General features: G+C 67.7%; 23 protein-coding genes and 2 pseudogenes. 15 read left to right on the plus strand and 10 right to left on the minus strand.

Going from position 1 to position 26,383, the window contains the following annotated elements; all coding sequences use genetic code 11:
* Positions 1-79 precede the first annotated feature (79 nt).
* Positions 80-1,513, plus strand: a complete 1,434-nt coding sequence (locus tag ABIN76_RS00705) for a potassium transporter TrkG (protein ID WP_346957804.1) — start codon at positions 80-82, stop codon at positions 1,511-1,513.
* A complete protein-coding gene (locus ABIN76_RS00710; protein WP_043423362.1) occupies positions 1,506-2,192 on the plus strand; it encodes a TrkA family potassium uptake protein in 687 nt (228 codons plus the stop codon). Before ABIN76_RS00705 ends, ABIN76_RS00710 begins: the two co-directional genes overlap by 8 nt.
* A gap of 1 nt (position 2,193) precedes the next feature.
* Here the strand turns inward: ABIN76_RS00710 and ABIN76_RS00715 are convergent, their stop codons facing one another.
* The 6 genes from ABIN76_RS00715 to topA all read right to left on the minus strand — a co-directional run bounded on the left by ABIN76_RS00715 (position 2,194) and on the right by topA (position 8,785).
* Positions 2,194-2,778, minus strand: coding sequence for an HhH-GPD-type base excision DNA repair protein (locus tag ABIN76_RS00715; RefSeq protein ID WP_346957805.1), 585 nt, complete (start codon positions 2,776-2,778; stop codon positions 2,194-2,196).
* A 55-nt stretch (positions 2,779-2,833) separates the two neighbouring features.
* Positions 2,834-3,667: a pyrroline-5-carboxylate reductase gene (gene proC / locus ABIN76_RS00720; protein ID WP_346957806.1), complete on the minus strand. Its 834-nt coding sequence runs from the start codon at positions 3,665-3,667 to the stop codon at positions 2,834-2,836.
* 227 nt (positions 3,668-3,894) lie between these two features.
* Positions 3,895-4,236: a YciI family protein gene (locus ABIN76_RS00725; RefSeq protein WP_346957807.1), complete on the minus strand. Its 342-nt coding sequence runs from the start codon at positions 4,234-4,236 to the stop codon at positions 3,895-3,897.
* A gap of 136 nt (positions 4,237-4,372) precedes the next feature.
* The gene (locus ABIN76_RS00730) at positions 4,373-5,392 is read right to left on the minus strand and encodes a Ppx/GppA family phosphatase (RefSeq protein ID WP_346957808.1); all 1,020 of its coding nucleotides are present in this window, start codon (positions 5,390-5,392) and stop codon (positions 4,373-4,375) included.
* 63 nt (positions 5,393-5,455) lie between these two features.
* Positions 5,456-5,905, minus strand: a complete 450-nt coding sequence (locus tag ABIN76_RS00735; RefSeq protein WP_346957809.1) for an SseB family protein — start codon at positions 5,903-5,905, stop codon at positions 5,456-5,458.
* A gap of 141 nt (positions 5,906-6,046) precedes the next feature.
* Entirely contained in the window at positions 6,047-8,785 is a 2,739-nt protein-coding gene (gene topA / locus ABIN76_RS00740; protein WP_346957810.1) for a type I DNA topoisomerase, read from the minus strand.
* Between the two features lie 336 nt (positions 8,786-9,121).
* On the opposite strand from topA, the gene ABIN76_RS00745 reads away from it, so the two are divergent.
* From ABIN76_RS00745 to ABIN76_RS00760, 4 genes are all read left to right on the plus strand, one after another.
* Entirely contained in the window at positions 9,122-9,376 is a 255-nt protein-coding gene (locus ABIN76_RS00745; RefSeq protein WP_346957811.1) for a hypothetical protein, read from the plus strand.
* Positions 9,377-9,772: 396 nt separating this feature from the next.
* On the plus strand, positions 9,773-12,295 hold the full coding sequence (locus tag ABIN76_RS00750) for a nitrate reductase (RefSeq protein WP_346957812.1): 2,523 nt from the start codon (positions 9,773-9,775) through the stop codon (positions 12,293-12,295).
* The gene (locus ABIN76_RS00755) at positions 12,292-12,753 is read left to right on the plus strand and encodes a hypothetical protein (RefSeq protein ID WP_346957813.1); all 462 of its coding nucleotides are present in this window, start codon (positions 12,292-12,294) and stop codon (positions 12,751-12,753) included. The genes ABIN76_RS00750 and ABIN76_RS00755 overlap by 4 nt, the downstream gene beginning before the upstream one ends.
* Positions 12,754-12,779: 26 nt before the next feature.
* On the plus strand, positions 12,780-13,319 hold the full coding sequence (locus ABIN76_RS00760) for an HPP family protein (RefSeq protein WP_346957814.1): 540 nt from the start codon (positions 12,780-12,782) through the stop codon (positions 13,317-13,319).
* An 87-nt stretch (positions 13,320-13,406) separates the two neighbouring features.
* Here ABIN76_RS00760 and ABIN76_RS00765 read toward each other — a convergent pair whose 3' ends face one another.
* Positions 13,407-14,765 (minus strand): extracellular solute-binding protein, encoded by a 1,359-nt coding sequence (locus ABIN76_RS00765; RefSeq protein WP_346957815.1) that lies wholly within the window; start codon positions 14,763-14,765, stop codon positions 13,407-13,409.
* Between the two features lie 234 nt (positions 14,766-14,999).
* On the opposite strand from ABIN76_RS00765, the gene ABIN76_RS00770 reads away from it, so the two are divergent.
* From ABIN76_RS00770 to ABIN76_RS00785, 4 genes are all read left to right on the plus strand, one after another.
* Positions 15,000-15,947: a sugar ABC transporter permease gene (locus ABIN76_RS00770; protein ID WP_346958029.1), complete on the plus strand. Its 948-nt coding sequence runs from the start codon at positions 15,000-15,002 to the stop codon at positions 15,945-15,947.
* Positions 15,944-16,897, plus strand: a complete 954-nt coding sequence (locus tag ABIN76_RS00775) for a carbohydrate ABC transporter permease (protein ID WP_346958030.1) — start codon at positions 15,944-15,946, stop codon at positions 16,895-16,897. Before ABIN76_RS00770 ends, ABIN76_RS00775 begins: the two co-directional genes overlap by 4 nt.
* A 252-nt stretch (positions 16,898-17,149) precedes the next feature.
* The gene (locus ABIN76_RS00780; protein WP_346957816.1) at positions 17,150-18,100 is read left to right on the plus strand and encodes an SRPBCC family protein; all 951 of its coding nucleotides are present in this window, start codon (positions 17,150-17,152) and stop codon (positions 18,098-18,100) included.
* Between the two features lie 315 nt (positions 18,101-18,415).
* Positions 18,416-19,210: a PRC and DUF2382 domain-containing protein gene (locus ABIN76_RS00785; protein WP_346957817.1), complete on the plus strand. Its 795-nt coding sequence runs from the start codon at positions 18,416-18,418 to the stop codon at positions 19,208-19,210.
* Between the two features lie 144 nt (positions 19,211-19,354).
* Here the strand turns inward: ABIN76_RS00785 and ABIN76_RS00790 are convergent, their stop codons facing one another.
* The gene (locus ABIN76_RS00790; protein WP_346957818.1) at positions 19,355-20,014 is read right to left on the minus strand and encodes a winged helix-turn-helix domain-containing protein; all 660 of its coding nucleotides are present in this window, start codon (positions 20,012-20,014) and stop codon (positions 19,355-19,357) included.
* A gap of 186 nt (positions 20,015-20,200) precedes the next feature.
* On the opposite strand from ABIN76_RS00790, the pseudogene ABIN76_RS00795 reads away from it, so the two are divergent.
* Positions 20,201-21,370: pseudogene (locus tag ABIN76_RS00795) on the plus strand (MFS transporter); the annotation flags it as partial.
* A 45-nt stretch (positions 21,371-21,415) separates the two neighbouring features.
* Here the strand turns inward: ABIN76_RS00795 and ABIN76_RS00800 are convergent.
* Positions 21,416-23,065 carry a methyltransferase gene (locus ABIN76_RS00800; RefSeq protein WP_346957819.1) on the minus strand — a complete coding sequence of 550 codons (1,650 nt, stop codon included), beginning with the start codon at positions 23,063-23,065 and terminating at the stop codon, positions 21,416-21,418.
* Between the two features lie 74 nt (positions 23,066-23,139).
* Here ABIN76_RS00800 and ABIN76_RS00805 point away from each other — a divergent pair, with 74 nt between their 5' ends.
* The 4 genes from ABIN76_RS00805 to ABIN76_RS00820 all read left to right on the plus strand — a co-directional run bounded on the left by ABIN76_RS00805 (position 23,140) and on the right by ABIN76_RS00820 (position 25,340).
* Positions 23,140-23,592, plus strand: coding sequence for a hypothetical protein (locus tag ABIN76_RS00805; protein ID WP_346957820.1), 453 nt, complete (start codon positions 23,140-23,142; stop codon positions 23,590-23,592).
* Positions 23,593-23,696: 104 nt separating this feature from the next.
* Entirely contained in the window at positions 23,697-24,152 is a 456-nt protein-coding gene (locus ABIN76_RS00810) for a hypothetical protein (RefSeq protein ID WP_346957821.1), read from the plus strand.
* 40 nt (positions 24,153-24,192) lie between these two features.
* On the plus strand, positions 24,193-24,738 hold the full coding sequence (locus ABIN76_RS00815) for a hypothetical protein (RefSeq protein ID WP_346957822.1): 546 nt from the start codon (positions 24,193-24,195) through the stop codon (positions 24,736-24,738).
* Positions 24,739-24,800: 62 nt separating this feature from the next.
* On the plus strand, positions 24,801-25,340 hold the full coding sequence (locus ABIN76_RS00820) for a DUF6023 family protein (RefSeq protein WP_346957823.1): 540 nt from the start codon (positions 24,801-24,803) through the stop codon (positions 25,338-25,340).
* Positions 25,341-25,361: 21 nt separating this feature from the next.
* On the opposite strand, the pseudogene ABIN76_RS00825 reads toward ABIN76_RS00820, so the two are convergent.
* Positions 25,362-26,249, minus strand: a pseudogene (locus ABIN76_RS00825) (rhodanese-related sulfurtransferase); the annotation flags it as partial.
* Positions 26,250-26,383: the final 134 nt, after the last annotated feature.

The raw sequence follows: 26,383 nt of genomic DNA on the forward strand, positions 1-26,383 counted from the left end.
AGCCCCGATCCCCCGTCGTTGCGCGGAATATAGTGGTTTACTACTGAAGGACGCCGTTTCAACCGAGGACAAGCCGCACATGACGCAAAGCCAGTCGAGGTCACCGAGCCCGGCCAGCTGGCACCCCGGCCAGCCGGAGCGCGAGGGCCTGTGGATCTTCACCCGGCTGCGCGACTTCGTCGACGACATCGCCAACACCTCCCCGGCGCGCCTGGCCGTCTCGGCCTTCGCCGTCGTCATCCTCGTCTTCACCACCCTGCTCTCCCTGCCGGTGTCCTCCGCCACCGGGCAGGCGACGCCGCTGCACCAGGCCCTCTTCACCGCCGTCTCGGCCGTCTGCGTGACCGGGCTGACGGTGGTGTCCACGGCCGTGCACTGGTCCTTCTTCGGCCAGCTCGTGATCCTGCTCGGCATCTTCGTCGGCGGCCTCGGCACCCTAACCCTCGCGTCGCTGCTGGCGCTGATGGTCAGCAAGAAACTCGGCGTCCGCGGCAAGCTGATCGCGCAGGAGGCCATGAACAACGCCGGCCGCCTCGGCGAGGTGGGCACCCTGCTGCGGATCGTCATCGTCACCTCCGTGGTGATTGAAGCCGCCCTGGCCGTGGCACTGATTCCGCGGTTCCTCGCGCTGGGCGAGAGCTTCGGACAGTCCGTCTGGCACGGCGTGTTCTACGCCATTTCCGCGTTCAACAACGCCGGCTTCACGCCGCACTCGGACGGCATTGTGCCCTACGAGACGGACCTGTGGATCCTGATCCCGCTGATGATCGGCGTGTTCCTGGGCAGCCTCGGCTTCCCGGTCGTGATGGTGCTGCAGCAGAACGGCCTGAACTGGAAGAAGTGGAACCTGCACACCAAGCTAACCATCCAGGTCTCGCTGATCCTGCTCGCTGCCGGCACCGTGCTCTGGGGGCTGATGGAGTGGGAGAACATGCGCACCATCGGCGGCATGAACCTGGCCGACAAGATCACGCACTCGCTCTTCGCCTCGGTGATGACGCGCTCCGGTGGCTTCAACCTGGTGGACCAGAACCAGATGGACTCGACCACCATGCTGCTGACCGACGCGCTGATGTTCGCCGGCGGCGGCTCGGCGTCGACCGCCGGCGGCATCAAAGTCACCACCATCGCGGTGATGTTCCTGGCCATCGTCGCAGAGGCCCGCGGTGACGCGGATGTGAAGATCTACGGCCGCACCATCCCGGAGGGCACCATGCGGGTGGCCATCTCGGTCATTGTCGCCGGCGCCACCCTGGTGGCCGTCTCGGCCCTGCTGCTGCTGCAGATCAGCGGCGCCTCGCTGGACCGGGTGCTGTTCGAGACGATCTCCGCGTTCGCCACGGTGGGCTTGAGCACCAACCTCAGTGCCGAGCTGCCCCCGGCGGGGGTCTACGTCCTCACCGCCCTGATGTTTGCCGGCCGCGTCGGCACCGTCACCCTCGCCGCTGGGCTGGCCCTGCGCCAGCGCAGCCAGTTGTACCACTACCCGGAAGAGAGACCGATCATTGGCTAGTTCCTCAGGCGCCGTCAACCGTCCCGCCCACAACGCGCCCGTGCTGGTGATCGGGCTGGGCCGCTTCGGCGCGTCCACCGCAGAGCAGCTGGTCAAACAAGGCCGCGAAGTGCTGGCGATCGAACGCGACCGCAACCTGGTGCAGAAGTGGGCCAGCGTCCTGACCCACGTGGTGGAGGCCGACGCGACCAACATCGACGCCCTCCGCCAGCTCGGCGCCCAGGAGTTCAGTTCCGCCGTCGTCGGAGTGGGCACCTCGATCGAATCCTCGGTGCTGATCACCGTGAACCTCGTGGACCTCGGCATCGAGCACCTCTGGGTCAAGGCGATCACGCCCTCGCACGGCAAGATCCTGACCCGGATCGGCGCCAACCACGTGATCTACCCGGAGGCAGACGCCGGCGTCCGCGCCGCGCACCTCGTCTCCGGCCGGATGCTGGACTTCATCGAGTTCGACGACGACTTCGCGATCGTGAAAATGTACCCGCCGCGGGAAACGGTGGGCTTCACCCTGGATGAGTCCAAGGTCCGCTCCAAGTACGGCGTGACGATCGTGGGCGTCAAATCCCCGGGGGAGGACTTCACCTATGCCCGGCCGGAGACCAAGGTTTCCTCCCGGGACATGCTCATTGTCTCCGGCCACGTGGACCTGCTGGAACGGTTCGCCGCGCGCCCGTAACTCAGGACGCGGCGGTCTTTGCAGCCTTCGCGGCGGCTTTGGCTGCCTGCTTGCTGGCCCGCACCTTGCTCAGCGACTCGGGGTCCACAATGTCCGCGACGGACAGGAAAGCGTTCTCCTGGCCGTAGTGGCCGGCGGCCTCGCGCCAGCCTTCCGCCCGGAGCCCGCACTGCTTTCCCAGCAGCGCCAGGAAGATCTTCGCCTTCTGCTCGCCGAACCCCGGCAACGCCTTGAGCCGGCGCAGCACCTCCGGCCCGTCGGGGTCGCCCTGCGTCCAGATGGCGGTAGCGTCGCCGTTCCAATCGCTGTGCACCGTCTCCGCAAGCGCCTGGACGCGGCCGGCCATGGAGCCGGGAAACCGGTGCACGGCCGGGCGCTCTTTGAACATCTCGACGAATTCCTGCGGATCGTACCCCGCGATCGCGGCCGGCTGCATGGACCCGATGCGCGTCCGGATCTTTTCCGGACCGGCAAAAGCCGACTCCATCGTCACCTGCTGGTCAAGCAGCATGCCGGTCAGCAGCGCAAACGCGTCCTCGCTGAGGAGTTGGTCCGCCGCGGGGTCCCCTGTGATGTGCAGTTCCATGGGTCCTATCCTGCCACCCGGCCCGGCCGGCGTCATGGCGGCGCCTGCGTTCGGACTAGCCAAGCTGCCGGGTGATCTCCGCGGCCCGCTCGGCGGCGGCCCGGGCGCCGTCCGCGATGATCGCCGGGAGGCCGCGCTCGTCAAAGGTGGCAATTGCCCGTTCGGTGGTGCCGTTCGGGCTGGTCACGGCCTTGCGCAGCGCCGTCGGATCGGCGCCCGGCTCGGCGAGCATCAGCCCGGCACCGGCGACGGTTTCGCGCGCCAGCAGCAGCGAGAGCTCGGCGTCAAGGCCAAGTTCGACGCCGGCGGCCGCCATCGCCTCGGCCAGGTAGAAGGCGTACGCCGGGCCCGAGCCGCTGATCGCGGACAGGGCGTCCACCTGCTCCTCGGGGATCTCGACGACGGTGCCGACGGCGGCGAAGATGCCCTTCGCGCGCTGCAGCTGCTCGCCCGAGCAGTGGGTTCCGGCCGAGACCGACACGACGCCGCGGCCCAGCTTGGCCGGCGTATTCGGCATCGAACGGATGACGGGCTGCCCGGCCGGGAGCGCCGCTTCCAGCTGCGCCAGGGAGACTGCAGCGGCAACGCTGACGACGATGGTCTCCGGCGAGAGCGAGCCGCTGATCTCGCGGGCAAGGTCCGTAACTCCCACGGGCTTGACGCCCAGCACCACCACGGCGGCGCCGGTGGCGGCCTGGCTGTTGTTCTCCGGTTCTTCCTCGCCGGCGATGGCCGTGATCCCGTGGTGCCGCTCGGCCAGCTCGGCGGCCCGTTCGGCGCGCCGGACGGTGGCGACGATGTCCGCGGGGTCCGTTCCGCCCGCGATCATGCCGCCCAGGATTGCCTCGTTCATTGACCCACAGCCCAGGAATGCGATTCGGTTGCTCATTGACCCATCATTGCAGTCCGCCCCGATTCACAGCCAGCTCACATCCTCAGCGCAGCTTGTTCCCAAACTCGGCGCCTAACGTAGGAACTGCCTCATTGAGGGTGCGAGTGATGATATGGCAGTCATGCGGATGTCTGCCCGGCACCGGTGGTCTGCAGCGGGTTTCCCCCATTTTCCCGCAGCGGACCGCCGGTGCCTTTCACGTTTCCGGCCTCCCGCCCGTCCGGCTAGTGCTGGATGGGCCGCACTTCCACGGGCAGGGTGGTGGCGCGGGCCAGCTTCCCGGCCCAGCCGAGGGCGGCGTCGAGGTCCGGCGCCTCGATGACCGTGAATCCGCCGAGGTGTTCCTTTGTTTCGGCGAACGGGCCGTCCGTCATGAGTGTCTCGGCCCCCTGCTGCCGCACGACTGTGGCGGTCGCTGTGGGGTGCAGCCCCGCGGCGAAGACCCAGGCGCCGGCGGCCTTCATTTCCCGGTTCAAGGCTTCAAGGTCCCGCATGATGGGCGCCAGGACGTCCGCGGCCGGGGCCGGGCCGGCGGGCTGGTAGACGCTGAGCAGGTACTGTGCCATGGTGCTGTCCTCCTGGACGATGGGGCCGGTCCCTTGCCGGCCCTTCACCTTGTCAACGAACGGGGTGCGTCCGGAACGACACGCCGGGGCCCGCTTTCGGTGCCGGGCGGACAATGCCGGCCGGAGCCGGCCCTCGTCAGGGCGCTTCCAGCGCCTCGACGTCGGGTGCCTGCGGCTCGGCGGCCTCGTCGGCCCGGGTCACGTGGGGCGCCGGCTGCAGGGGACCTTCGAAGATGAGCTGATCGAGGCGGCGCAGGATCAGTCCCTCGCGGAGGGCCCACGGGCAGATTTCCAGGCTCGGGAACTCAAACATTTCCAGGGCCGCTTCCGCTACCAGGGCACCGGCCAGAAGCTGGGAGGCGCGCGCTTCGGAAACACCGGGAAGGTTCAGCCGGTCCTCCACCTCCATGGCAGAGATGCGTTGCGCCCACAGGCCGAGGTCCGTGGCGAACAGTTCCCGCTTGACGTAGGGTCCGGCGCCGCTGGGCGCCGCTCCGGCGATGCGCGCCAGCGAACGGAAGGTCTTGGAGGTTCCGGCGACATGGTTGGCCTTGCCAAGCTTTGCGAAGTCGCGCACCGCGGGCTTGAGGGTGGCCCTGATGTAGCGGCGAAGCTCCTTGACGCTCTTGGCCGACGGCGGGTCCTCGGCGAGCCAGTCCCGGGTGAGCCGGCTCGCGCCGAGCGGCACCGACGTCGCAAGTTCGGGGAGCTCGTCCTCCCCGTAGGCCATTTCGAAGGAACCGCCGCCGATGTCCAGGTTCAGCACGGGACCCGCGCCCCAGCCGTACCAGCGGCGGACGGCGAAAAACGTCATCGAGGCCTCCTCGCTGCCGGTCAGTTCCCGCAGCGTCACGGTGGTCTCATGTTTGACCCGGGCCAGGACGGCGGGCCCGTTGGTGGCCTCGCGGATGGCCGAGGTGCAGAACGCCAGAAGATCTTCGGCCTTGTGCTTGGCTGCGAACTCCCACGCTTCGAGGACGAATTCGATCAGTTCATGCTGGCCGGCGTCGTTGATGCTCCCGTCGCTCTCCAGGAATTGCACGAGGGAGAGCGGCCGCTTATGCGACGCGAACGGAACCGGGCGCGCGCCGGGGTGGGCGTCCACCAAGAGGAGGTGGACAGTGTTGGACCCGATATCGAGGACGCCTAGCCGCATGCTGCCATTATTCCCCCGGGAACCCGGCCCGCCTAACGGACCGGGCCGGCCCCGTTCCGCGGACTAGGCCTGGCCGTCGCCCTGGGCCGCTTCCGGCTCCTCCTCGGACGGCTTGAAGTCCCGGCGGATGTTCGCCACGCCCTCAGGGTCGATTTCGAAACCGTAGACAGCGCCGGGGTTGATCACCATGCCCAGCTGGTCACCGAGGTTGCCGATGATCGCCGAACCCTGGGTGCCGAGCACGTTCGGCGCCGCAGCGAGGTACTGCTCCGCCACCCGGCTCGGGTGCGAGAAGACGGCCAGCACGGGCTCGCCGGAGGCGTTGGCGAGCACCAGCGGCTCCACCTGGGAGTCCGGGCCCTCGATCGTGTCGGAACTGACGATGTAGACCTCGTTGTTGAGGAAGGACAGGATGACGTCCACCGGGTTGGCGTCCGGCTGCTCCCCCCGGGCGAGCTTCTCTTCGAGGTCGTTGAGCGGCTGGAGATCCATGGGTTCTGGCTGTTCAGTCATGGTCCTACTCGATCACGTCACGCCCCGGTCCGCAATTCCTACCCGAACCCCTATTGCCCAAACCGGAGTGATCCGGCAGCGTGCGTCTAAGCGAGGAACGAGCGAGCACGCAGAGGATTGCACCGGTTCGGGCAGCACCTTCTACTTCTTGGCGGCGGCCTTGCGGGCGGGGGCCTTGCGGGCCGTCGTCGTGCGCTTGACCGGGCCCTTGGCGCGCTTTTCGGCGAGGAGTTCGACGGCGCGTTCCCGCGTCAGTTCCTCGATCGCAGTGCTGCGCGGCACGGTGATGTTGGTGACGCCGTCGGTGATGTACGGGCCGAAGCGGCCTTCCTTCACCACGATGTTCTTCTCCGACACCGGGTCCGGGCCGAACTCCGCCAGCGGCGGGACGGCGGCGCGGGCACCGCGCTGCTTGGGCTGCGAGTAGATCTCCAGCGCCTGTTCCAGCGTGATGGTGAAGATTTCCTCCTCCGAGCCGATGGAACGGGAGTCCGTGCCCTTCTTCAGGTACGGGCCGAAACGGCCGTTCTGCACCGTGATCGGGTTGCCGTCGGCATCCTGGCCGAGCACCCGCGGCAGGCTCATCAGCTGCAGGGCCTCATCCAGGGTCACCGTGTCCACGCTCATGGAGGCGAACAGCGAACCGGTGCGCGGCTTGGCCTTGACCGGCTTCTTCGGCGGCTTCGGCTTGCCGTTCTTGTAGTACTCGACCGGCTGGTTGGCGAGCTGCTCCTCGGTCATCTCCGGAATGACTTCGGTGACGTAGGCGCCGTAGCGGCCGTTCTTGGCCACGATCGTGTGTCCGGTGTGCGGGTCTGCGCCGAGTACGCGCTCCTCCGGGGCGGCGGTCTCCATCAGCTCGACCGCCTTGGCGGCGGTGAGCTCGTCCGGGGCCAAGTCCTCGGGGACGTTGGCGCGGGCGGATTCGATGACTTCGCCGGTCTTCGGGTCCACGGTGGGGACAGAGCTTTCCAGGTACGGCCCGAACTTGCCGACGCGCAGGGTAATGCCCTCGGTGATCGGGATGGAGTTGATTTCGCGGGCGTCGATCTCGCCGAGGTTGTTGACGATGCTCAGCAGGCCGGGCTCGGAATCCTCCCCGAAGTAGAAGTGCTTCAGCCACGCGGGCCCGGCTTCCTGGCCGTTGGCGATCTTGTCCAGGTCGGCTTCCATGTCCGCCGTGAAGTCGTAGTCCACGTAGTCGTGGAAGTGCTGTTCGAGCAGCCGGATCACGGAGAACGCGATCCAGCTCGGCACCAGCGCGGAGCCCTGCTTCCGGACGTAGCCGCGGTCCTGGATGGTGGAAATCGTGGAGGCGTAGGTCGACGGGCGGCCGATGCCCTTCTTTTCCAGCTCCGCGGTCAGGGACGCTTCGGTGTAGCGCGGCGGCGGCGACGTTTCGTGCCCGACGGCGACGATCTCCGAGGCGGTCAGCGCGTCGTCCTTGGCCACGTTGGGCAGCCGGCGTGCTTCCTCGGAGTCCTCGTCGCCGCGGCTCTCATCCTTGCCTTCTTCGTAGGCTGCGAGGAAGCCCGGGAAGGTGATGACGGTGCCGGAGGCGGAGAATTCGGCGTCCCGGCCGGCGGCCGCGCCGCCCACGGTGACGGCGCCGAGCCGGATGGTGGCGGTGGAGCCCTTGGCGTCGGCCATCTGGGAGGCGACGGTGCGCTTCCAGATCAGCTCGTAGAGGCGGAACTCGTCGCCGGAGAGCTGCTTGGCCACCTGTGCCGGGGTGCGGAAGGAGTCGCCGGCGGGGCGGATGGCCTCGTGCGCTTCCTGCGCGTTGGCCGCCTTGCCGCTGTAGACGCGGGGCGACGCCGGGACGTATTCGGGGCCGTACAGCTCGGAGGCCTGCCGCCGCGCGGCGGTGATGGCCTCGTTGCTCAGGGCGTTCGAGTCCGTACGCATATAGGTGATGTAGCCGTTTTCGTAGAGCCGCTGGGCCACCTGCATGGTGCTCTTAGAGGAGAAACGCAGCTTGCGGCCGGCCTCCTGCTGCAGCGTGGAGGTGGTGAACGGCGCCGCGGGGCGGCGGGTGTAGGGCTTGGTGTCGACGGAGCGGACGCGGAAGTCCGCGTCCTGCAGGCCGGCGGCCAGGGCTCCGGCGAGTTCCTCGTTCAGGTGCACGACGCCGCGCGAGGTGAGCTCGCCGTCGTCGTTGAAGTCCCGGCCGCTGGCGACCTTGGAGCCGTCGACGGCGGCCAGCTTCGCCTTGAAGGAACCGGACTCCGCGCCGAACTGGCCGGTCAGGTCCCAGTAGGACGCCGACTTGAACGCCATCCGCTCGCGTTCCCGGTCCACCACCATGCGGGTGACGACGGACTGCACGCGGCCGGCGGACAGGCCGCGGGCCACCTTGCGCCACAGCACCGGGGAGATCTCGTAGCCGTAGAGGCGGTCCAGGACACGGCGGGTTTCCTGCGCGTCGACGAGGTCCTGGTCCACGTCACGCAGGTTGTCCATGGCGCGATGGATGGCTTCCTTGGTGATTTCACCGAAGGTCATCCGGTACACCGGAACCTTGGGCTTAAGGACTTCCAGCAGGTGCCACGCGATGGCCTCGCCCTCGCGGTCCCCATCGGTTGCGAGGTAGAGCGCGTCGGCGCCCTTGAGCTGGGCCTTGAGTTCGGCGACCTTTTTCTTCTTGTCCGGAGACACCACGTAATACGGCTTGAAGTCGTGTTCAATGTCGACCGCGAACTTGCCCAGCGGGGTTTTCTTCAGTTCCGCAGGGAGCTCCGAAGGCTGCGGAAGGTCGCGGATGTGACCGATAGAGGCCTCAACGATGAAACCTTCGCCCAGGTACTTGGCGATGGTCTTGCTCTTGGCGGGAGACTCCACAATCACGAGTTTCTTGCCGGTGGGGGCCTTGCTTGGCACGGTGCTCCTACAGAAAAAGGTTGCTCGGGCAGATGCGCCCATACCCGCCTAGTTCACCATATTTTGCAGATTCCCGCGCATCCGGGCCCGAAACGGCCTCGGACGCGCGGGTACCCAGGGCCTGCCGGGACGCACGCTTGGCCCTGGGTACGCGCGCCTTGGACGCGAACCGGCGGAGGCGACAAACTCTGGACAGCGGAGCGGGGTGGGTCGTAGATTCGAAGGAATCCAGTCCCCGAAAGGGGCGGATCCTTTTGCCGGCGCTTGCGCGGCCGCAAAGGGAGCCGCTGAAGCAGACCGGCGGCACATTGATGCGCTCGCGAAAGAGAGCTTCCAATGGCCAGTTCGCACTTTGAACGGTTCCTGCTGGACGCAACGGTCCCCGATGAAACCCACAGCCCCCTGGGGCCGGACTGTCTCTACGGCCTCTATACGAGCTGGTGCCTGCTTCACCGCATCACGCCCGTGGAGGACCGGGTGTTCCGGTCGGCCATGCAGCGGTGCGGGGTTGACCCCAACAGCAGCCGACGTCGGATGGCCGGAGCTACCGCCGCGGACTACCTGCTGGCCAGCTACCCCGACACGGCCTGACTCACGATGTGATGTCGAAGAATCCCATGGACCCTCCCTTGGGGGCCATCCTCAACAGCTGCTATCCAGGAGCACCTGATGCGTCCGGCCTGCGTTCGGCCACATCATCCGCGTCATCCACACGGCGGGGGCCGCCCCGGAGAATCCTGAGGCAGCAGCCGCCGTCCAGGACGTCCTTTGCCGGGAGTACCGACAACGGGTCCTGACAACTGCGGAGATCGCCAGCATCCTAGCGGGCAGGGTCACGCCGCCCCTCTGACCCCGGCACCTGCGCTGCGGACTTCGGACCCTTTTGGATCCGGCCCCTGTACGCGGCGGCCACATGCTGATAAAGCTTGATCGGGGCAACTATCCGGCCCTGGTCGCAGCCCGGGGCGCAGCAATGGGAGGACAATTATGGTTGACCGGATTGCCGACATCTGGGGCACGAGGACCCCGTATCCCCGCGACGGGCTGTGGCCGGTGCGGGTGGACCAGACGCTTAGCGAAGGTGTCACCGAGGACGACGTCGACCGCTGGGTCCAGTCCGCGTGCGTGCTGTGCAGCAACGGCTGCGCCTGCGACATCGCCGTCAAGGACGGCGCCATGGTCGGCATCCGCGGCCGCGCCGGAGACCTCGTCAACCACGGCCGCCTCGGACCCAAAGGCCTGTTCGCCAGCTGGCAGGGCGTGGCCCACCGCGACCGGCTCACACGGCCCCTGATCCGAGAAAACGGCCGGCTGGTCGAATGCGACTGGAACACGGCGATGAACCGCATCACCGAGCGGAGCCGGGAGCTGCTGCGGGAACGCGGACCCCTCAGCCACGGTTTCTATACCAGCGGCCAGCTGTTCCTTGAGGAGTATTACGCCCTGGCCGTGATCGGGAAGGCCGGCATCGGAACCCCGCATATGGACGGCAACACCCGGCTGTGCACCGCGACGGCGGCGGCAGCGCTGAAGGAGTCCTTCGGAGCGGACGGACAGCCCGGCAGCTACACGGACATCGACAGCTGCGACGCGATCTTCCTCTACGGACACAATATGGCCGAGACGCAGACCGTGCTGTGGTCGCGGGTGCTGGACCGCATCGCGGGACCGGACCGGCCCAAGGTCGTCTGCGTTGATCCGCGCGAAACGGAGGTGGCGCGCCAGGCGGACGTCCACCTGGCCGTCCGGCCCGGCACCAACCTCGCCCTCATGAACGCCCTGGTCCACGAGCTCCTGGCGAACGGCTGGCTCGATGAGGAGTACGTGAACGAGCACACGGTCGGGTTGGAGCAGCTCAAGGCCACCGTGGAACCCTGGACGGCGGAGGCAGCGGCGGGGGTCTGCGACGTGAGCGCCGCGGACATCAGGGAGGCCGCCCGAATCTTCGGCACCTCGGCCCGCGTGCTGTCCACGGTCCTGCAGGGCTTCTACCAGTCCGCCCAGGCCACCGCCGCCTCTTGCCAGGTCAACAACCTGCACCTGCTTCGCGGGCTGCTCGGGCGGCCCGGATGCGGCATCCTGCAAATGAACGGCCAGCCGACCGCGCAGAATAACCGCGAATGCGGGGCGGACGGGGACCTCCCCGGCTTCCGGAACTGGGAGAATCCGGAGCACATCCGGGAACTTGCCGAGCTCTGGGACGTGGACCCCTTGGTCATCCCGCACTGGGCGCCGCCGACGCACGCGATGCAGATCTTCCGCTACGCCGAACAAGGCTCCATCGAGTTCCTCTGGATTTCGGCGACGAACCCGGCGGTCTCCATGCCGGACCTGCCCAGGATCCGGGACATCCTGGCCATGCCCGAGCTGTTCCTGGTGGTGCAGGACCTCTACCTGACCGAGACAGCCCAGGCCGCCGACGTCGTCCTGCCCGCCGCCGCCTGGGGTGAGAAGACGGGAACCTTCACCAACGTCAACCGCATCGTCCACCTCTCCGACAAGGCCGTCGAACCGCCCGGCGAGGCGCGGAGCGACCTGGACATCTTCCTCGACTACTCCCGCCGGATGGAATTCACCACCCTGCAGGGCGAACCGCTCCTTCCGTGGACCGGGCCGGAGGACGGCTTTGAGGCGTGGAAGGAATGCTCCCGTGGCCGGCCCTGCGACTACAGCGGCATCAGCTATGACCGGCTCCGTGGCAGCAGCGGCATCCCGTGGCCCTGCAACGATGAGAATCCGGACGGCCGGGAGCGGCTCTACGCGGACGGCGTCTTCCCCACCGACCCGGACTACTGCGAAAGCTACGGGCATGACCTCTTGACCGGCGCCACCGTAGGCGCCGAATCGTTCCGCGCCGGCGTCCCGGCCGGCCGGGCCATCCTTAAAACCGCCGACTACTCCCCTCCGCATGAGGAACCCGACGGCCAGTACCCGCTGCGGTACACCACCGGCCGGACCGCCTACCATTTCCACACCCGGACCAAGACCGGACGCTCGCGCCCCCTGACGAAGGCCGCCCCCAGTGCCTGGGTGGAACTGGGCCCGGACGACGCCGAGCGGCTGGGGATCGTCGAAGGCGACCTCGTCCGCGTGACCTCGCGGCGCGGCCGGATCGAAGTCCCGGTCCGCGTCAGCGACATCCGACGCGGCACCGTCTTTGCCCCGTTCCACTACGGCTACTGGGACCAGGGCGGCTCGCCCGGGGAACACCCGACGGCTGCGAACGAACTCACCCTCACCGAATGGGATCCAGTCTCGAAACAGCCGGTCTTCAAGAACGCGGCCGTGAAGGTGGAAAAGATCGGCGACGGCACCGGCCCCGCGCCGGCGCCGACCACGACGGCGTCCCGTCCCGCCGCGGCGGCGGCGGGACAGCGGCCGGCGCGGCTGACGGCCGGCGGCAGCGAGGCCCAGGCCTCCGAGTTGGTCGGCGCTGCACCGCCGCCCAGCTTCCCCGCCGCGATCGGGCCGGGCGCCACCAAGCCCAGCGGGAAGGACGGAAAGCCGTGAACCTGAACATCTACCTGGGCATGCTTCACCAGGCCGAAACCACGCTCGCGGAGTCCTTCCGCCAGGTGGCGACGGGCCATGGTGCCGAACCGGATGTGCATTTCCTCTGCCACACCCTGGCGCAGCAGTGCGAGGAGCACAGCCGCCTGCTGCTCCCGGCAGTGCAGCGGTACGGCGAGTCCGTGTCCGACGACGAGCCGGAGCGCCTCCATGCCGAGGGGCTTTCCACAACACGCAGCGGCCCGGTGGGGCTGTTGCGGGACCTTCAGGACCTTTACCTGCTGGCCAGCCTTGTTGACGTGACCTGGACCATGGTGAAACAAGCTGGCTCCGCTCTCCGCGACCGCGAACTGCTCGACATCGTCGCCCGGTGCGACGGGGAGACCTCCGTACAGCTGCGCTGGCTGCAGACCCGCATGAAGCAGGCAGCACCCCAGGCGCTGATCGTGGCGCGCTGAGGGCCGAGAGTGGAAGGTAGCCGTAAATGACCATGAGGCCGCCGCTGTTGAAGCGGCTCGAAGCACGCCGGAGCGCCGTGGGGCCGGCAGTCTACGCAGCGGTGCTTTCGCTCGTGGTTCTTGCCCTCGCCGGGTTGGTGGGCCTCGGGTTGCACCTGCCATGGCTCTTCCCCAGTCTGGGCCCGACGGTGATGCTGTTTTTCGAATCCCCCGAGCAGCCCTCCGCCCGGCCATCCAACACGCTGGCCGGACACCTCACCGGTCTGATCACGGGCGCCGCCTGCCTGTACGCCTTCGGCCTGCAGGACGCCCCGCCCGCCCCGGTCGGCGGACTCACCGCCCCGTTTGTGGCGGCCGGGGCGCTCTCCGTTGCGCTCACCACCTTGGTGCTCACGTGGCTTCGGAAGCCGCATCCGCCGGCCGGGGCGACCACACTCATCGTCAGCCTCGGAATCCTCTCCTCGCCGCCGCAGCTTCTTTCCATGGCAGGAGCCATCCTTCTGACCACCGCTGCGGGCTGGGGACTTAACCTCCTCCTTGGCACGAAACCGGCCGCCCCGCACTGAGGCCCCGCGCCGGGAGGACCGGCGCAGTGAGGGGCGCCCCCGGATGGGAGCGCCCCTCACATTGTCGCGTCGGCAGCCTTTGCGCCCCTAGGAACCGGCCTGGTCAAACGCCCGCTTCGCGGCGGCTTGTGCGTCGGCGAGGGCCTTGTCGGGTGTCTTCGTGCCCAGCAGGGCGGAGGCGATAGCGTTGTTGACTTCCGTCTTGATGGTTTGGCCGGCCGGCGAAGCTCCGAGCGACTTTCCGGCCGGGAGGACCTCGTAATAGGTTGCGATGGTCTGATCGAATCCTGCATTGCCGCTGGCCTTGACGAACTTGTCCCGGATCAGCTTGTCCGCGGACGGCGAGCCGGTGAAGAGTCCCGTGTTCATGCCCCCGGGCGTTGATGCGATCTTCTCCGCCCTGGCAGCACCTGCCGCGGACCAGGCGTCATCCGTGACCAACGAGGTCATCCAGGCGCACGCGGCATCGGCGTTCTTGGCGCCGGCAGGGATGACAAACGATGTTCCGCCCGCCACCGTGAAGGGCTTGCCGTCCTTGCCCTTGAAGGGCACGGCGGAGATGTTGAGCGACTTCGAGTACGGCGCCAGGACGTTGACGTACCACTGGGCGTCGACCTGCGCGCCGACCTGGTTCTTGACGAACTGGTTGTCCTTGCCGAAGGTGTCGAACGAGTCACTGAAGCTTTTCGCCTTCGCGTAGCCGCCCTGGGCGTCGTATATCCCCTTCAGGAAGGTCAATGCCTCGATGTTCGCAGGATCGTCCAGGGCAGGGGCACCCTTGTCGTCCATGAGCTTTCCGCCCTGGCCCAGTATCCAGAGCTCGGCCTGGCCGCCGGCCACCGGATCGAAGCCAAGCGTTGCGGGGTTGCTTCCGCTCGACTTGTAGGCCTTGGAAACGGCGCTGAGGAGCTTCGCCTTGTCCGAGGTGTCGATGTCTTCCGGGGCCACGCCGGCGGGTTGCAGGACGTCCTGATTGAGGATGATGGCAGCCGGCTGGTAGAACTGCGGAACCGCCCACACCTTGTCCTGGTACGTGACCTGCTGCGTGACCGCTGGATAGAACTGCTTGGCCGGGTCCATGCCGTGCGCTTTGAAGCACCCGTCCAGCGGCTTAATGAGACCCTGGGCGGCGTAGGTGGCGACGAAGGCCCGGTCCATTTGGACGACGTCGGGGACGGTGCCGCTGGCGGCGCGGGTGGTGAACTTCTGGGCGTCAAAGGGTGTCTGGTCCATGGTGATCTTGACGTCAGGAAGCTGCTCCCCTGCGAACTTCATCCGGGCCTTACCGACGTCGTCAGCGTTGTCGAAGGCCCAGGCCGTCAGCGACCCTGACGCTTCCTTCTTGAAATCAGCCGTCTCCGCAGTGGACGCACCGCCCCCGCCGCATGCAGTCAACCCCAAAACGGCCAGAGCCAGCACCGCTACGCTCTTTTCCCGAACCCGCATCTGAATCCTCCCCAGTGTCAATTTCAAGGTCTTCGCGGCATCTTTTCGCCACCGGAAAACTTTCGGCCAAACGCCCTTTAACTGCCAAACTGTAAGTAAGCTTGCTAAATCGAAAGCTAGCCGAAGCTGCAGGACGACGCAAGGGGCGCGCCACCGGCATCACAAGGTCGCCGGACCTCGACTTCGCGCTGGAGAAATCGAGAACGGGGGTCATTGGTGGGAGCTAAGGCATCGGTGCGAGTCGCGTCGCGCCAAACGTCGCGCGGAGGGCGTCCGGCACGGAACAAATACAACCGTCGTGAAGCGATCGCTGGTTACTTATTCATCTCGCCGTGGATCGTCGGCTTTGTGGTGTTCATGCTCGGCGCCATGGTCTACAGCCTGGTGATCTCTTTCAGCCGCTACAACCTCGCCACGAACGTGGCGCGGCCGGCCGGGGTCACTAATTACGCCCTTCTCTTTGACGATCCGAAAGTGGCCCTGTCACTGGCCAATACCCTGTTTTACGCCGTCCTGGCGGTGCCGTTGGAAATTTGCGTCGCGCTGGGGCTCGCGCTTTTGCTGAACCGGGTGGGGCGCGGGGCCGGGTTTTTCCGGACCGTCTACTACCTTCCGAAGATGACGCCCTCCGTGGCCACCGCGGCTGTGTTCCTGCTCCTGCTGAACGGAAATACGGGGGCCATCAACCAGGCCCTCGGATTCTTCGGAATTACCGGCCCGCAGTGGCTGATCGATCCGGCCTGGGTGAAGCCGTCGATCGTGCTGATGACCTTATGGGGGGTCAGCGGCACCATGGTCATCTTCCTGGCGGCGCTCAAGAGCGTACCGAAGGATCTTTACGAGGTGGCGGCTTTGGACGGCGCCGGTCCGGTCCGGAAGTTCTTCTACATCACGGTGCCGATGATCTCGGGTGCCATCTTCTTCAACGTGATTGTCCTGACGATCGCGGCGCTGCAAGTTTTCGATCAGGCCTACCTTCTTTTCTGGAGGGACCAGACCAGCTCCTCCCCGGAGGCGTCGCTTTTTTACGGGATCTACCTTTTCCAGCAGGCGTTCCGGGAATTCAACTTTGGGTTCGCCGCAGCCATGGCGTGGGTGCTGTTCGTTTTGATCCTCCTGATTAGCCTCGTCCAAGTGAAAATCGGGAACAAGTTCGTCTACTACGAAGGGGAGAAACGCTGATGGCAACGACACGGACCCAGCCGGCTGCAAAGTCACCGGGCGCTGCCCCTCCGCAGGATGAAATGGAGCGGACCGCCGGGCGGCGGACGCGCCGAACGACGCGCGGCCCGCGGACCACCGTGGCCCGCTTGCTGCTCTGGACGGTTCTAATCCTCATCAGCGGGGCCTTTCTATACCCGCTGGTGTGGCTCATTGCCGCGAGCCTGAAACCCCGCGCCGAGGTATTCGACAATGCCCTGGTCCCCCGCACTTTCTCGCCGCAGAACTACGTCCAGGTATGGGACCAACTGCCACTGGTCCACTGGGTGGCCAACAGTTTCCTGATCGCCGTCCTGGCCGCCACCCTGGTCACCATTTCCAGCGCCATGGTCGCCTTCGGTTTCGCCTATTTCCGCTTCCCTGCCCGCAATTTCCTCTTCGGCCTCGTTCTGGCCACCATGATGCTCCCGGGTGCGGTGACGATGGTCCCGCAGTATTTGATCTGGAAAAACCTCGGCGTCCTCGGCACCTGGATCCCGCTCTTCGGCATGAACCTCTTTGGCTCGGCGTTCTATATCTTCCTGCAGCGGCAGTTTTTCCTTGGTCTCCCCCGGGAGCTCTTCGAGGCTGCACGAATTGACGGCGCCAGCTACTTCGGACTCTTCCGGCGGATAGCGCTGCCGTTGTCCATTCCGTCGCTGGTGGTGATCTTCATCTTCGAGTTCCAGGCGAGTTGGAACAACCTGCAGTCGGCGCTAATTTACCTCAACGCCGGGTCGGTGGAAGGTTTCACCGCCCCGCTGGGAATCGCCTACGCGATGACCAAATACAGCCCCACCAACGGGGGCCAGGGAGACTACCAGTACGTTATGGTCGCCACCCTCCTGATCACGTTGCCCATGTTGACTCTTTTCGCCTTCGGACAGCGCCACTTCATCGAAGGCGTCGCCACGGAGGGCCGGAAAGGCTAGACCAGGGGCGTCACGCCCGATACCCCCGATCTCGTTGTGGCAAGAGCGTTAGGTGGGCAGGGACGGAGCCGCGCGCGCCGCCGTCGGGCCATCCGGGGCGCGCGGCCTCTCCACCGCCCCGGGGAACCCACGGGACGCCCGGCCCTCCCTGGCGACGGAAAACCTCTGGCCGGTTCGCGGATCCGCGGATATAGTAAGCCTACTGATGACCAGTTCATCACTGTCGATCCCGATCCAATCGAAGGAGACACCATGAGCACCAAAGTTGAAAAGCGCATCCTGGTTAACGTCCCGGTGAGCGTGGCTTATAACCAGTGGACCCAGTTCGAGGAATTCCCGCACTTCATGGGCGGAGTGAAGAGTGTCAAGCAGCTCAGCGATGAGCGGCTGGAGTGGACTGCAGAGATCGCCGGGGTCCGCAGGCAGTGGCAGGCCCGGATCCTGGAACAAGTGCCGGACCAGAAAGTTGCCTGGGCGGCCACGGATGGAGCGACCAACGCAGGGTCCGTCACGTTTGAAGATCTCGGCGGCGGCCAGACATCGGTGCGGCTCTCCCTCGACTACGAGCCCGAGGGCGTGGTGGAGAAGATCGGTGACAAGCTCAACGTCGTGGAGAAACAGGCCGAGAGCGACCTCGAGCGCTTCAAGGCATTCATCGAGGACGAGGGGTATGCCACCGGCGCTTGGCGCGGAACAGTTGGCGAAGGCGTACCGGCGGGAACCCCCGGCGTCGACGACGCAGCCGCCTCACGCGGCGACAGCGGCAAAGCCGGCGTCTCCGGCAAAGTGATTGCCGGCGTAGGCCTCGCAGCCGCGGCGGCCGCGGGCGTGGCCGCTGCTTCCGGAGACAAGGGCTCCGAGGGCGACGCGGCGCCGACCGATGCGCCCGTCGTGCCGCCGGCCGCGCCGCGCCCGGGGGCGGCCGCCGCGGTGCCGCCGACCGGCACCGCGGGAAGCGTTTTCCCGGACGAGGGACTCGGACAGGGTGCCGGGCTGACCCAGGATGGGACCGGGACCGCCAGCGACGTGGGCACCCGTTCCACCGCCAAACCCTTCGACCAGACGAACGGCCTGGTCGATGTTGAGGGCGACTCTGACGAGACCGCCCTCAGCGACACCGCGAGCGAGGCGGAACGCAGGGCACGGACCGAGGGTGGCCCCGGCACGCTTCCGCCTGCCGGCGGCAGCCTCGGCCAGCACTGACCAGGCGCCGGCGGACGCCGGCGCAGCCTGACAGGCAGGAAGCCTTCGCGCCCGGGGTCTTGGACCCGGCCGGAGGCTTTTTGCTGTGGTTCGAGAGTTGAGCACGCAAAAAAAATTAGTAAGCATGCTTGCCAACCAGGTAGTAAGCATGCTTATGGTAGTCCTGTCGAAGCCGGACAGAAGGGTCGCCACCGCAGGGAAAATCCCGCAGGGCAGCCGCAACGATTCCGGTCACACCCCGCCGGCCGGCATGCCACCCAGGCTCCCGGCCGGGCCACCAACCGCAGTAAATGATCGACAACCCAAGGAGACACCATGATCGCCAAGGAACACATCGACGACCTGCTGAACCGCAATGGCAACATCCTTTCCACCGACGGAGACAAGATTGGCTCCATCGGCCAGGTGTACACCGACGACGAGAACGGCCAGCCCACCTGGGTCACAGCCAAGACAGGCCTGTTTGGCTCCTCGGAGACCTTCGTCCCGCTGGAAGGAGCCCAGGTAAGGGGCGATGACGTGGTCGTCCCCTACACCAAGGACGTGGTCAGGGACGCACCCCGCGTGGACGTCGACGGACACCTCGAACCCACCGAGGAAGAGCGTCTCTACCAGCACTACCAGCTCAGCGGCGACGGCCGGACGTACACGGACGCCACCACGAATCAGGAGAACCGCTTCGCCGGGCAGGACACCTCCGGCACCGTCGGCCACGACACCTCCGGTCCGACGACGGACGATGCCATGACCCGCTCCGAGGAACGCCTCCATGTCGGTACCGAGAAGCAGGAAACCGGCCGGGTTCGGCTCCGCAAGTACGTCACCACCGAGAACGTCACCCGGACCGTCCCCGTCCAGCGTGAGGAAGTCCGGCTCGAACGCGAACCGATCACGGACGCCAACCGGGGCGAGGCCCTGTCCGGTCCGGACATCAGCGAGGAGGAGCACGAAGTCATCCTCCACGAGGAACGCCCCGTCGTGGACAAGGAAACCGTCCCGGTGGAACGCGTCCGTCTCGATAAGGACACCGTGACCGATGAGGTCAGGGTCGACGAGGAAGTCCGCAAGGAACGCATCGATACCGACGGCGTCGACGACACCCGCCGCTAAAGGGGCCGTCAGATCCGGGACAACTTCATAGCAAGGCCGGGGCGGGGACTAAGTGTCCCCGCCCCGGCCTTTTAACGCCTTTGGCCAATCAGTCGCGGCCGGTCAGTCACGGGCGGTCAGTCGCGGCCGGTCAGTCACGGGCGGTCAGTCACGGGCGGCCTTGCCCCGGTCATCCGGAATCATCGACCACATGGTGGCCATCCGCTCCGCTCCCTCGGGCACCTGGTCCGGGTCCTCGAGCTCATAGTCCCGGAGCAGGTCGAAGAGCCGCTCGTTCAGCTCCGCACGCTGCACCGGGGTCAGGTACAGCAGGTTGCTGGCCAGCACCACGGACGAGGTCCCGTCCACGGCTTCGCCGCGTTGCCGCTGCTCGTCGCGGGTCCTGGCGTAGGCGTTGACGCGCCGGCGGTAGGCGTCCAGCTCAAGATCGAGCACGGCGAATTCCGGGCTCGCCACGCCGCCGCCCGAATTGATCGTGAAGTCGGTCCCGGCTGCTTTCCAGCGGCGCTCCCGGGCATCACCGGCGGTGGCGGCCGGCACCACTATGCCCCATTTCTGCAGGGCGCGCAGGTGGTAGCTCATCGCGCTCGGCGTCAGGCCCGTCTGGGCGGCGAGTTCGGTGGCCGTCCGGCTGACCTGGGTGGAATACAGCTCCGAAATGACCTCCAGCCGCGCGGCGTGGGCCAGGGCCCGGATCGCCTTCGGGTCGGTTATCTCGACCTTCTTTTCCGGGCGCGGCCTGCGCTTGGCTGGCGGCGCGGCGGTGTCAGCGGACAGCTCCGCCTTCGGGGTTTCTGCATTCACCTTCCCAGTCTACCGAGGCCCGCCAAACTATGAAAGGAATGCTTGACACTGATTCCCTACACGGGATACTTTGCCGTTATGAAACATATACTTCATACAGGGTCGGGCCCGGCCGGCGGGCCCTCGCTCTGGCGCAACCGCGACTTCCTGCTCGCCAGCAGCTCCCGCTTCCTGGCCACCGCCGGCATGGGCGCCGTCGTCGTCAGTGTGATGCTGCACCTGCAGAACGTCGCGGCGGCTGGCCCGACGGCGGCGGCCGGGCCGTGGCTCGTGGCGGGCTACCTGTTGTGCTCGGCGCTGCCGCTGGTGCTGCTGGCACCGTGGGCGGGCCGGCTCGCCGACACCAGGGATTCCCGCACGCTCGCGACGGCCGCCTCCGCGCTCAGTGCCGCCGCCGTAGCCGGCATGGGCCTCGGCCTGCAATACCTGGACAACCAGATCCCCGTGCTGTTCGCCATGACGTTCCTGCTGGACGCCGCGCAGGCTGTGGCGGGCCCGACCTGGCAGGCGCTGCTGCCCCGGATCGTTGGCGAGGAGCGCACCCCGCGCGCGATGGGCACCATGCAGGCCACCATCATGATCGCCGGCATGGCCGGGCCTGCCGCGGGCGGACTGCTCAGCGGCTGGGGCGGCTCGGGAATGGTGTTTGCCGTGGCGAGCGCGTGCTATCTGGCCATGGGCGTCGGCGCTCTGTTGATCCGGACCCGGCGCGGCACCGCGGCCGAATTGGCCGGGCGGGAGGCTCCGGCCCTGCTGGACGGTCTGCGGCTGATCCGGCGGGACAGCTTGGTGTGGGCCCTGGTCCTCGGGGCACTGTTCTTCATCGTCGTCGGCGAGGCTACGAACGTGCTGGAGGTCTTCCTGGCCCGCGGCGAACTCGGTGCCACCGAGACGCAGTACGGGTTGCTCGCAGCGGCTTTTGGCCTCGGCATGGCGGCAGGCGCCGCGCTGGCGGGCCGGATCAAGACGCCGCCGGCCCGGCTGCGGGTACTGCTCGTTTCAATGGCGCTGACCTCCGCGTTCCTGGGGGTGATGGCTTTGGTGCCCACGGTGGGGCTGCTCTTCGTGGCGTACACGGCGATGGGTTCGGCCTGCGGAGCCTTGAACGCGTGCTTTGGCGCTATCGCGATCCTGCGGATTCCGGAAAGCGGGCGGGGCCAGGCGATGGCGATCATCGGCGGCATGACCCGCGCCGTCTCCATTGCCGCGCTGGCGATCGGTGGCCTGCTGGGTGCGCTGTTGCCGGTCCGGCAGAGCTTCCTGGTCACAGGGGTGGCCGGCGTCCTGGTGGCCCTGGCTGTCGCCGCCTACGTGCTGCCCCGTTTCGGCCGCGAAGGCGCGCCCGCCCCGGTCGCGGAGGCCGCGGCGCCGGCCCCCGCGTCGGTTCCGGCGCCGTCAGGCTCAGGCGGGAAGCAGGAAGCCGTCGCGGACCAGGTTGCCCACCTCGTCGAGGAGCCCCTGGCGGAACACACCGCTGTCGTATCCCTCATACCCGCCCAGCAGGGCGTCAAGGGCACCGATGATCTGCCCGACGGAGAGCTCGCCGTCGCACGCTGAGACAAAGCCGGCCAGCTCGGTGCTCAGCAGGTTGGTGCGGCGCAGCCCGGCGCCTTGGCGCAGCAGGATGACGCCGGGGTGTTCGGCGCCCGGGCGCTGGTGCCGTTCCTCGGTAACATCCTCGGCCACCAGCAGGTGCGCGGCCGGCAGGTCGTGGGCAGCCAGCCAGTCGGCGCGCCCGACGGCTTCGCCCAGGTGGGGACCGACGGGCTGCTCGATCGGGTAGGTGATCTCCTCAAAGCGCCTCAGCACCGGGGAGCCGGCCGCGGGGCGCCGCAGCCAGATCATCCCGAAGCCGATGGCCCCGACGTTCCGCGACGCGAAGTCGCCCAGGTAGGCGGCGTAGGACTCCTGGTAGAGCCGCCGGTCGCGGGCTTCGGAGGCGTCCTGCAGCCAGGTTTCGGCGTACTGTTCCGGGCCGACCTGCTCGCGCTGGATGAACCAGACGTCCGCGTCCGGGCTGGCCCAGGACTGCGGCCGTTGGGCCCAGTCGGCGCCCGCCGGGATCTCCCAGTTACCCAGCAGCTGGGCGGTACCGCCGGGGGCGAGGACGGCCGGGAGGTCCCGGACCAGCGCGGCGACGATGTCATCGCCCGGCAGGCCGCCGTCGCGGTAGGTGAACTGGTCCGCGGAGGCCTCCCCGACGCTGCGCGGGGTGATGACGAACGGCGGGTTGGAGACCACCAGGTCGAACTCCTGCCCCGCCACCGGATCGAGCATCGAGCCCTGGCGCAGGCTCACCCGGGCCTCCAGATGGGCGGGGTCCAGCTGCAGCGCCGCCGCGTTGAGCATCAGGTTGAAGCGCGTGAAGGCCAGGGCCCGTAGGGAGATGTCGGTGGCGGTGACGTGTTCGGAGTGGTGCAGAAGGTGGAAGGTCTGGATGCCGCAGCCGGTACCAAGGTCCAGGGCGCGGGCCACGTGCCGGCGGGCAGTGACCTGCACCAGGGTGGTGGACGCCTGCCCGATCCCCAGCACGTGGTCGTGGCGCAGCACGCCCGCGCGCTGGTGGGCGGCGAGGTCGCTGGCCACCCAGAGCTCTGCCCCGCCGCTGCTGAGCGTTTCTTCCCCCTGGGCGCCTTCCCCCGGGGCCCCCTCCCAGCCGTACGGGCGCAGGTCCACCTTCGCCTGGACCAGTCCCCCGGCGGCCGGCTCGGCGAGTCCCAGTTCCAGCAGGCCCTCCGTGCCGGTGGCGGGGAGGGCAGCGTCCAGGGTTGCGGCGCGCTGCGGTTCGGCCAGCAGCCAGAAGCGGACGACGGCGGCGAGCGCCGCCGTCGTCCGTTCCGCGTGGGCTGCGGCCTCGGTGGCGATCAGCGCCGGGATGAGCTGGTCGCGGCTGAGTGCGCTGTGCGCGGCCGGGCCCAGCAGGCCCGCGACGCCGTCAACGGTGTAGCCGATGCGGCGCAGGTCCTCGGCCAGGCTCTCGAGCAGGTCCGGGAGGTCGCTGCGGGGCGCGTCGGGGGTGTTACCGGCGGTGAAGAACGATGATGGGGTCACCGGACAAGTTTAGGCGTGGCGCGGCTTCCGCGCGGCGGGCGGTGCCCCGCCGCTGGGCCGGGCTCGCCTTGGGCATGCGGCTGGACCGGGCCGTTATGCTGCGCAAGGGGATCCGGGACATCCGGCTTCTGCGTTCCACGCATCCGGAGGATAAGGCGCAGCTGCAGGACTTGGCGCCGTACCGGCCGATGTCGGCCATGCCGGAGGTCCGGAGCGATCTATCCCTCGTGCTCGGCACCGCGGCGGACGCCGACGTCGAACTGCTCGGCGATTTTGCCCGCACGGCCCTGGGCGCCGATGCCGAGATCCTGGCAGCACTCGAGATCCTGGCCGTGACACCGGCAGCCGAGCTGCCGACGAGGGCCGTCGAACGCCTCCGGCTGACCCAGGACCAGGTAAACGTGCTCCTCCGGATGGTCCTGCAGCCGCTGGACCGGCCCCTGACGGACCAGGCTGCCAACAAGCTGCGTGACCGGGTGTACCTGGCCCTGCACCGCGGACGCGTGCTGGAGCTGAGTGCCGGCTAGCACCCCCGGATGACGGCGGGGCGGGACTCGTCGACCCGGCTGCCCCCAAGGGAGCCGGGGACGGCGGGGCGGGGGCGGGGCACCCCAGCGGGTAAGTTGGAGTCATGCTTTCCGTTCCACCGCTGCCGTCCCGCCCCCGCGTTCTCCGCCGCACCCTGGCCGCCGCGGCCGGCGCCGCCGTCGTGCTCAGCGCCTCGGCGTGCTCCCCGGCCGGGTCCATTGAATCGGCCGACGTGAACTCGTGGCAGGCCACGGCCCTGCCGTCGGCCAGCGGGGCCGTCCTGGCTGATGCGGGCAAGATCCGGGACCGGAATCCGGTCGCCAAGGATGCCACCGTCACGGCCGGCAGCTACACCCTGACCATGACCTGCGAGGGCGGCGGCAAAGAATTCTTCGAGGTCTCCCTCGACGGCCAACGGCTGACGGAGGCCGGGGCCGCCTGCAACGGGAGCCGGGAGACCGCCAGGATCAAGGTGCCGGCAGCCGGAAAACTGAAGGTCAGCGCCTCCAGCGTGGACGCCCCGCTCATTTTTGCCTACCACGTGGTGCCTGCGGCCTGATGTGACTGGCCCCGTCCCCGGCTGCCACTAGGCTCGGGGCATGGTTGCTACTGGGGGTAGGCAAACGGCCCGTGCCGCGACGCCGCTGATCGTGCTCGCGTTGTCGGTGGCGGCGCTGTCCGGCTGTGAGGTGGCGGACGACGTCGGGAGTCCGTCTTCTGAAACCGCGTCTTCGGCCCGCTCAACGGTGCCTGGACCGCCTCTGCCGACCCAGGACCCGGAACTTGCCGCCAGGGCGGTCCGGAACCAGGCTGCGGTTGAGCATATCCTCGGGACGTCCCCCGCTGCGATGGTGATGGGCGCCTCGGCGGGGTTCGGCTTCCGCGGCTCCTTCAAGGGCCTCGCCGAGGGCACGTACTACGTGACGGCGGCCTGCACCGGCACGCCCAGCGCGCTCCTGACGATCTCGCAGGATGGCCGCCGCGACGGCGGCAGACTGGAGCTCAACGTCCCCTGCGGACGCGCTGTCGAGGCTTCCGTAGCACTGAAATCCGGGCCGGCCACGGTGCAGATCGTCAAGAACTCCACTGACCCCGGTCTCGGCGCCGCGGTCGGATTCCGAGTCATCCGCGAACCGCCGCCTTAGAGCCGCGACCGCCCGGCTACGTCACTCTGGTCCGGCGCCGCGGCCGGGCCTAGAGTCGGAGTATGCCCACCGCGCAGGCACCCGCGCTGCGGCGGTGCCGCGGCGCCGCGGCCGCCGTCGCGCTGGCCGCTGTCCTTGCCTGCGCTTCGGGGCTGGCCGCCTGCGAGTATGAGTACGACGACGGGTTCTCCCGTCCTTCGCCGTCCCAGGCGGCAACGTTCACGGACGCCGCGCTCCCGCAGGACCCCGGGAGGAACCGGCCGGTAATCGGGGCGGAGCTGGACCAATGGCTGGTAGAGGTGTTGCCGGAAACCCAGGGACAGGTCTTCCACACCGCTTCCGGCCTGTTGGACGCAGGCGAGATCCGGCACGAGACCACCACGCAATTGCCGAGCGGAACGTATGCGCTGACCCTGGTTTGCCGGAGTACGCGCCGGGTTTCGTTCACCATCCGGGACAAGGAAAGTGTCCTGGTGGATCTCAGCCTGCGCTGCGGCAGTCCGCGGGTCAACGTGGTCCAGCTCGCCGCCGACGCGGTGCTGCGGGTCCGGATAGAGTCACTGGCCCCGGCGAATTTCGCCTACCGCGTGAGCCGGATCTGAGCCCGATCCTTGCGGAGCCGGGGCGCAGCCGTCCGGGCAACGCAGCGTCGCCGGGTCCGAGGCGCAGTCTGCACAGTACAGAGTCAGGGTGCGGCAGCTGGGGTTGGAGCAGTTCTCGAACTTGCTCGTGGGCGCCGCGCAGCGGACGCACTGGCCGATGGTCTTAGCGTCCTCGCTGAACTCCAGGTGCATCCGCTTGTCGAAGACATAGAGTGAGCCCTCCCAGAGCCCTTGGTCCTTGAACGCCTCGCCGTAGCGGACGATCCCGCCGTCGAGCTGGTAGACCTCTTTGAAGCCGCGGTTGACCATCAGGCTGGAGAGTACCTCGCAGCGGATGCCGCCGGTGCAGTAGGTGACGACCGGCTTGTCCTTGAGGGCGTCGTACTTGCCGGAGTCGAGCTCCTTGATGAAATCGTGGGTCGTTGCGACGTCGGGGACGACGGCGTCCTTGAATTTTCCGATCTGGGCTTCGAAGCCGTTGCGTCCGTCGAAGAACACAACATCTTCCCCGGCCTGCTTCTTCGCTTCCACAAGCCGGTGCAGTTCCTCGGGCGCAAGGTGCGTCCCGCCGCCGACGACGCCGTGTTCGTCCACCTTGAGCTCACCCGGCGCGCCGAAGGAGACGATCTCGTCGCGCACCTTGACGCTGAGCCGGGGGAAGTCAGCGGCACCGCCGTCGGACCACTTCACGTCGATGCCGCGGAAGCCCTTGTATTCGCGGGTCGTCTTGACGTACTGCTTAACGGCGCCGATCTCGCCGCCGACGGTCGCGTTGATGCCGTCCTTGGAGATGATGATCCGGCCGGTCAACCCGAGTTTTTCGCAGAGGGCACGCTGCCAAAGCCGCACGGCGTCCGGGTCGGCGATCGGGGTAAAGCCGTAAAAGAGCACAATTCGATTCAAAGCCACGTATTTAAGCGTACTGGTCGGGGCAAAACCCCGGGCAGCGCTGCCTCGCGGTGCGAGCTCGCCACGGTCACAATTGGGTAAGCAAGCGGCCCCACCGAACCCGGCCCCTGTTGCTTGCGGCAGGGCTGGAATAC

This window comes from uncultured Arthrobacter sp., from assembly GCF_964021775.1.
Taxonomy (GTDB): Bacteria; Actinomycetota; Actinomycetes; order Actinomycetales; family Micrococcaceae; genus Arthrobacter.

Bases quoted from the DNA above. Each gene is read 5' to 3' on its own strand.
- ABIN76_RS00820 (WP_346957823.1), top strand. From the start codon at position 24,801: ATGCCCACCGCGCAGGCACCCGCGCTGCGGCGGTGCCGCGGCGCCGCG.
- ABIN76_RS00725 (WP_346957807.1), bottom strand. From the start codon at position 4,236: ATGGCACAGTACCTGCTCAGCGTCTACCAGCCCGCCGGCCCGGCCCCG.
- ABIN76_RS00810 (WP_346957821.1), top strand. From the start codon at position 23,697: ATGCTTTCCGTTCCACCGCTGCCGTCCCGCCCCCGCGTTCTCCGCCGC.
- ABIN76_RS00745 (WP_346957811.1), top strand. From the start codon at position 9,122: ATGGCCAGTTCGCACTTTGAACGGTTCCTGCTGGACGCAACGGTCCCC.
- ABIN76_RS00805 (WP_346957820.1), top strand. From the start codon at position 23,140: ATGCGGCTGGACCGGGCCGTTATGCTGCGCAAGGGGATCCGGGACATC.
- ABIN76_RS00715 (WP_346957805.1), bottom strand. From the start codon at position 2,778: ATGGAACTGCACATCACAGGGGACCCCGCGGCGGACCAACTCCTCAGC.
- ABIN76_RS00705 (WP_346957804.1), top strand. From the start codon at position 80: ATGACGCAAAGCCAGTCGAGGTCACCGAGCCCGGCCAGCTGGCACCCC.
- ABIN76_RS00735 (WP_346957809.1), bottom strand. From the start codon at position 5,905: ATGACTGAACAGCCAGAACCCATGGATCTCCAGCCGCTCAACGACCTC.
- ABIN76_RS00785 (WP_346957817.1), top strand. From the start codon at position 18,416: ATGATCGCCAAGGAACACATCGACGACCTGCTGAACCGCAATGGCAAC.
- proC (WP_346957806.1), bottom strand. From the start codon at position 3,667: ATGAGCAACCGAATCGCATTCCTGGGCTGTGGGTCAATGAACGAGGCA.
- ABIN76_RS00815 (WP_346957822.1), top strand. From the start codon at position 24,193: ATGGTTGCTACTGGGGGTAGGCAAACGGCCCGTGCCGCGACGCCGCTG.
- ABIN76_RS00730 (WP_346957808.1), bottom strand. From the start codon at position 5,392: ATGCGGCTAGGCGTCCTCGATATCGGGTCCAACACTGTCCACCTCCTC.
- ABIN76_RS00765 (WP_346957815.1), bottom strand. From the start codon at position 14,765: ATGCGGGTTCGGGAAAAGAGCGTAGCGGTGCTGGCTCTGGCCGTTTTG.
- ABIN76_RS00760 (WP_346957814.1), top strand. From the start codon at position 12,780: ATGACCATGAGGCCGCCGCTGTTGAAGCGGCTCGAAGCACGCCGGAGC.
- ABIN76_RS00750 (WP_346957812.1), top strand. From the start codon at position 9,773: ATGGTTGACCGGATTGCCGACATCTGGGGCACGAGGACCCCGTATCCC.
- ABIN76_RS00780 (WP_346957816.1), top strand. From the start codon at position 17,150: ATGAGCACCAAAGTTGAAAAGCGCATCCTGGTTAACGTCCCGGTGAGC.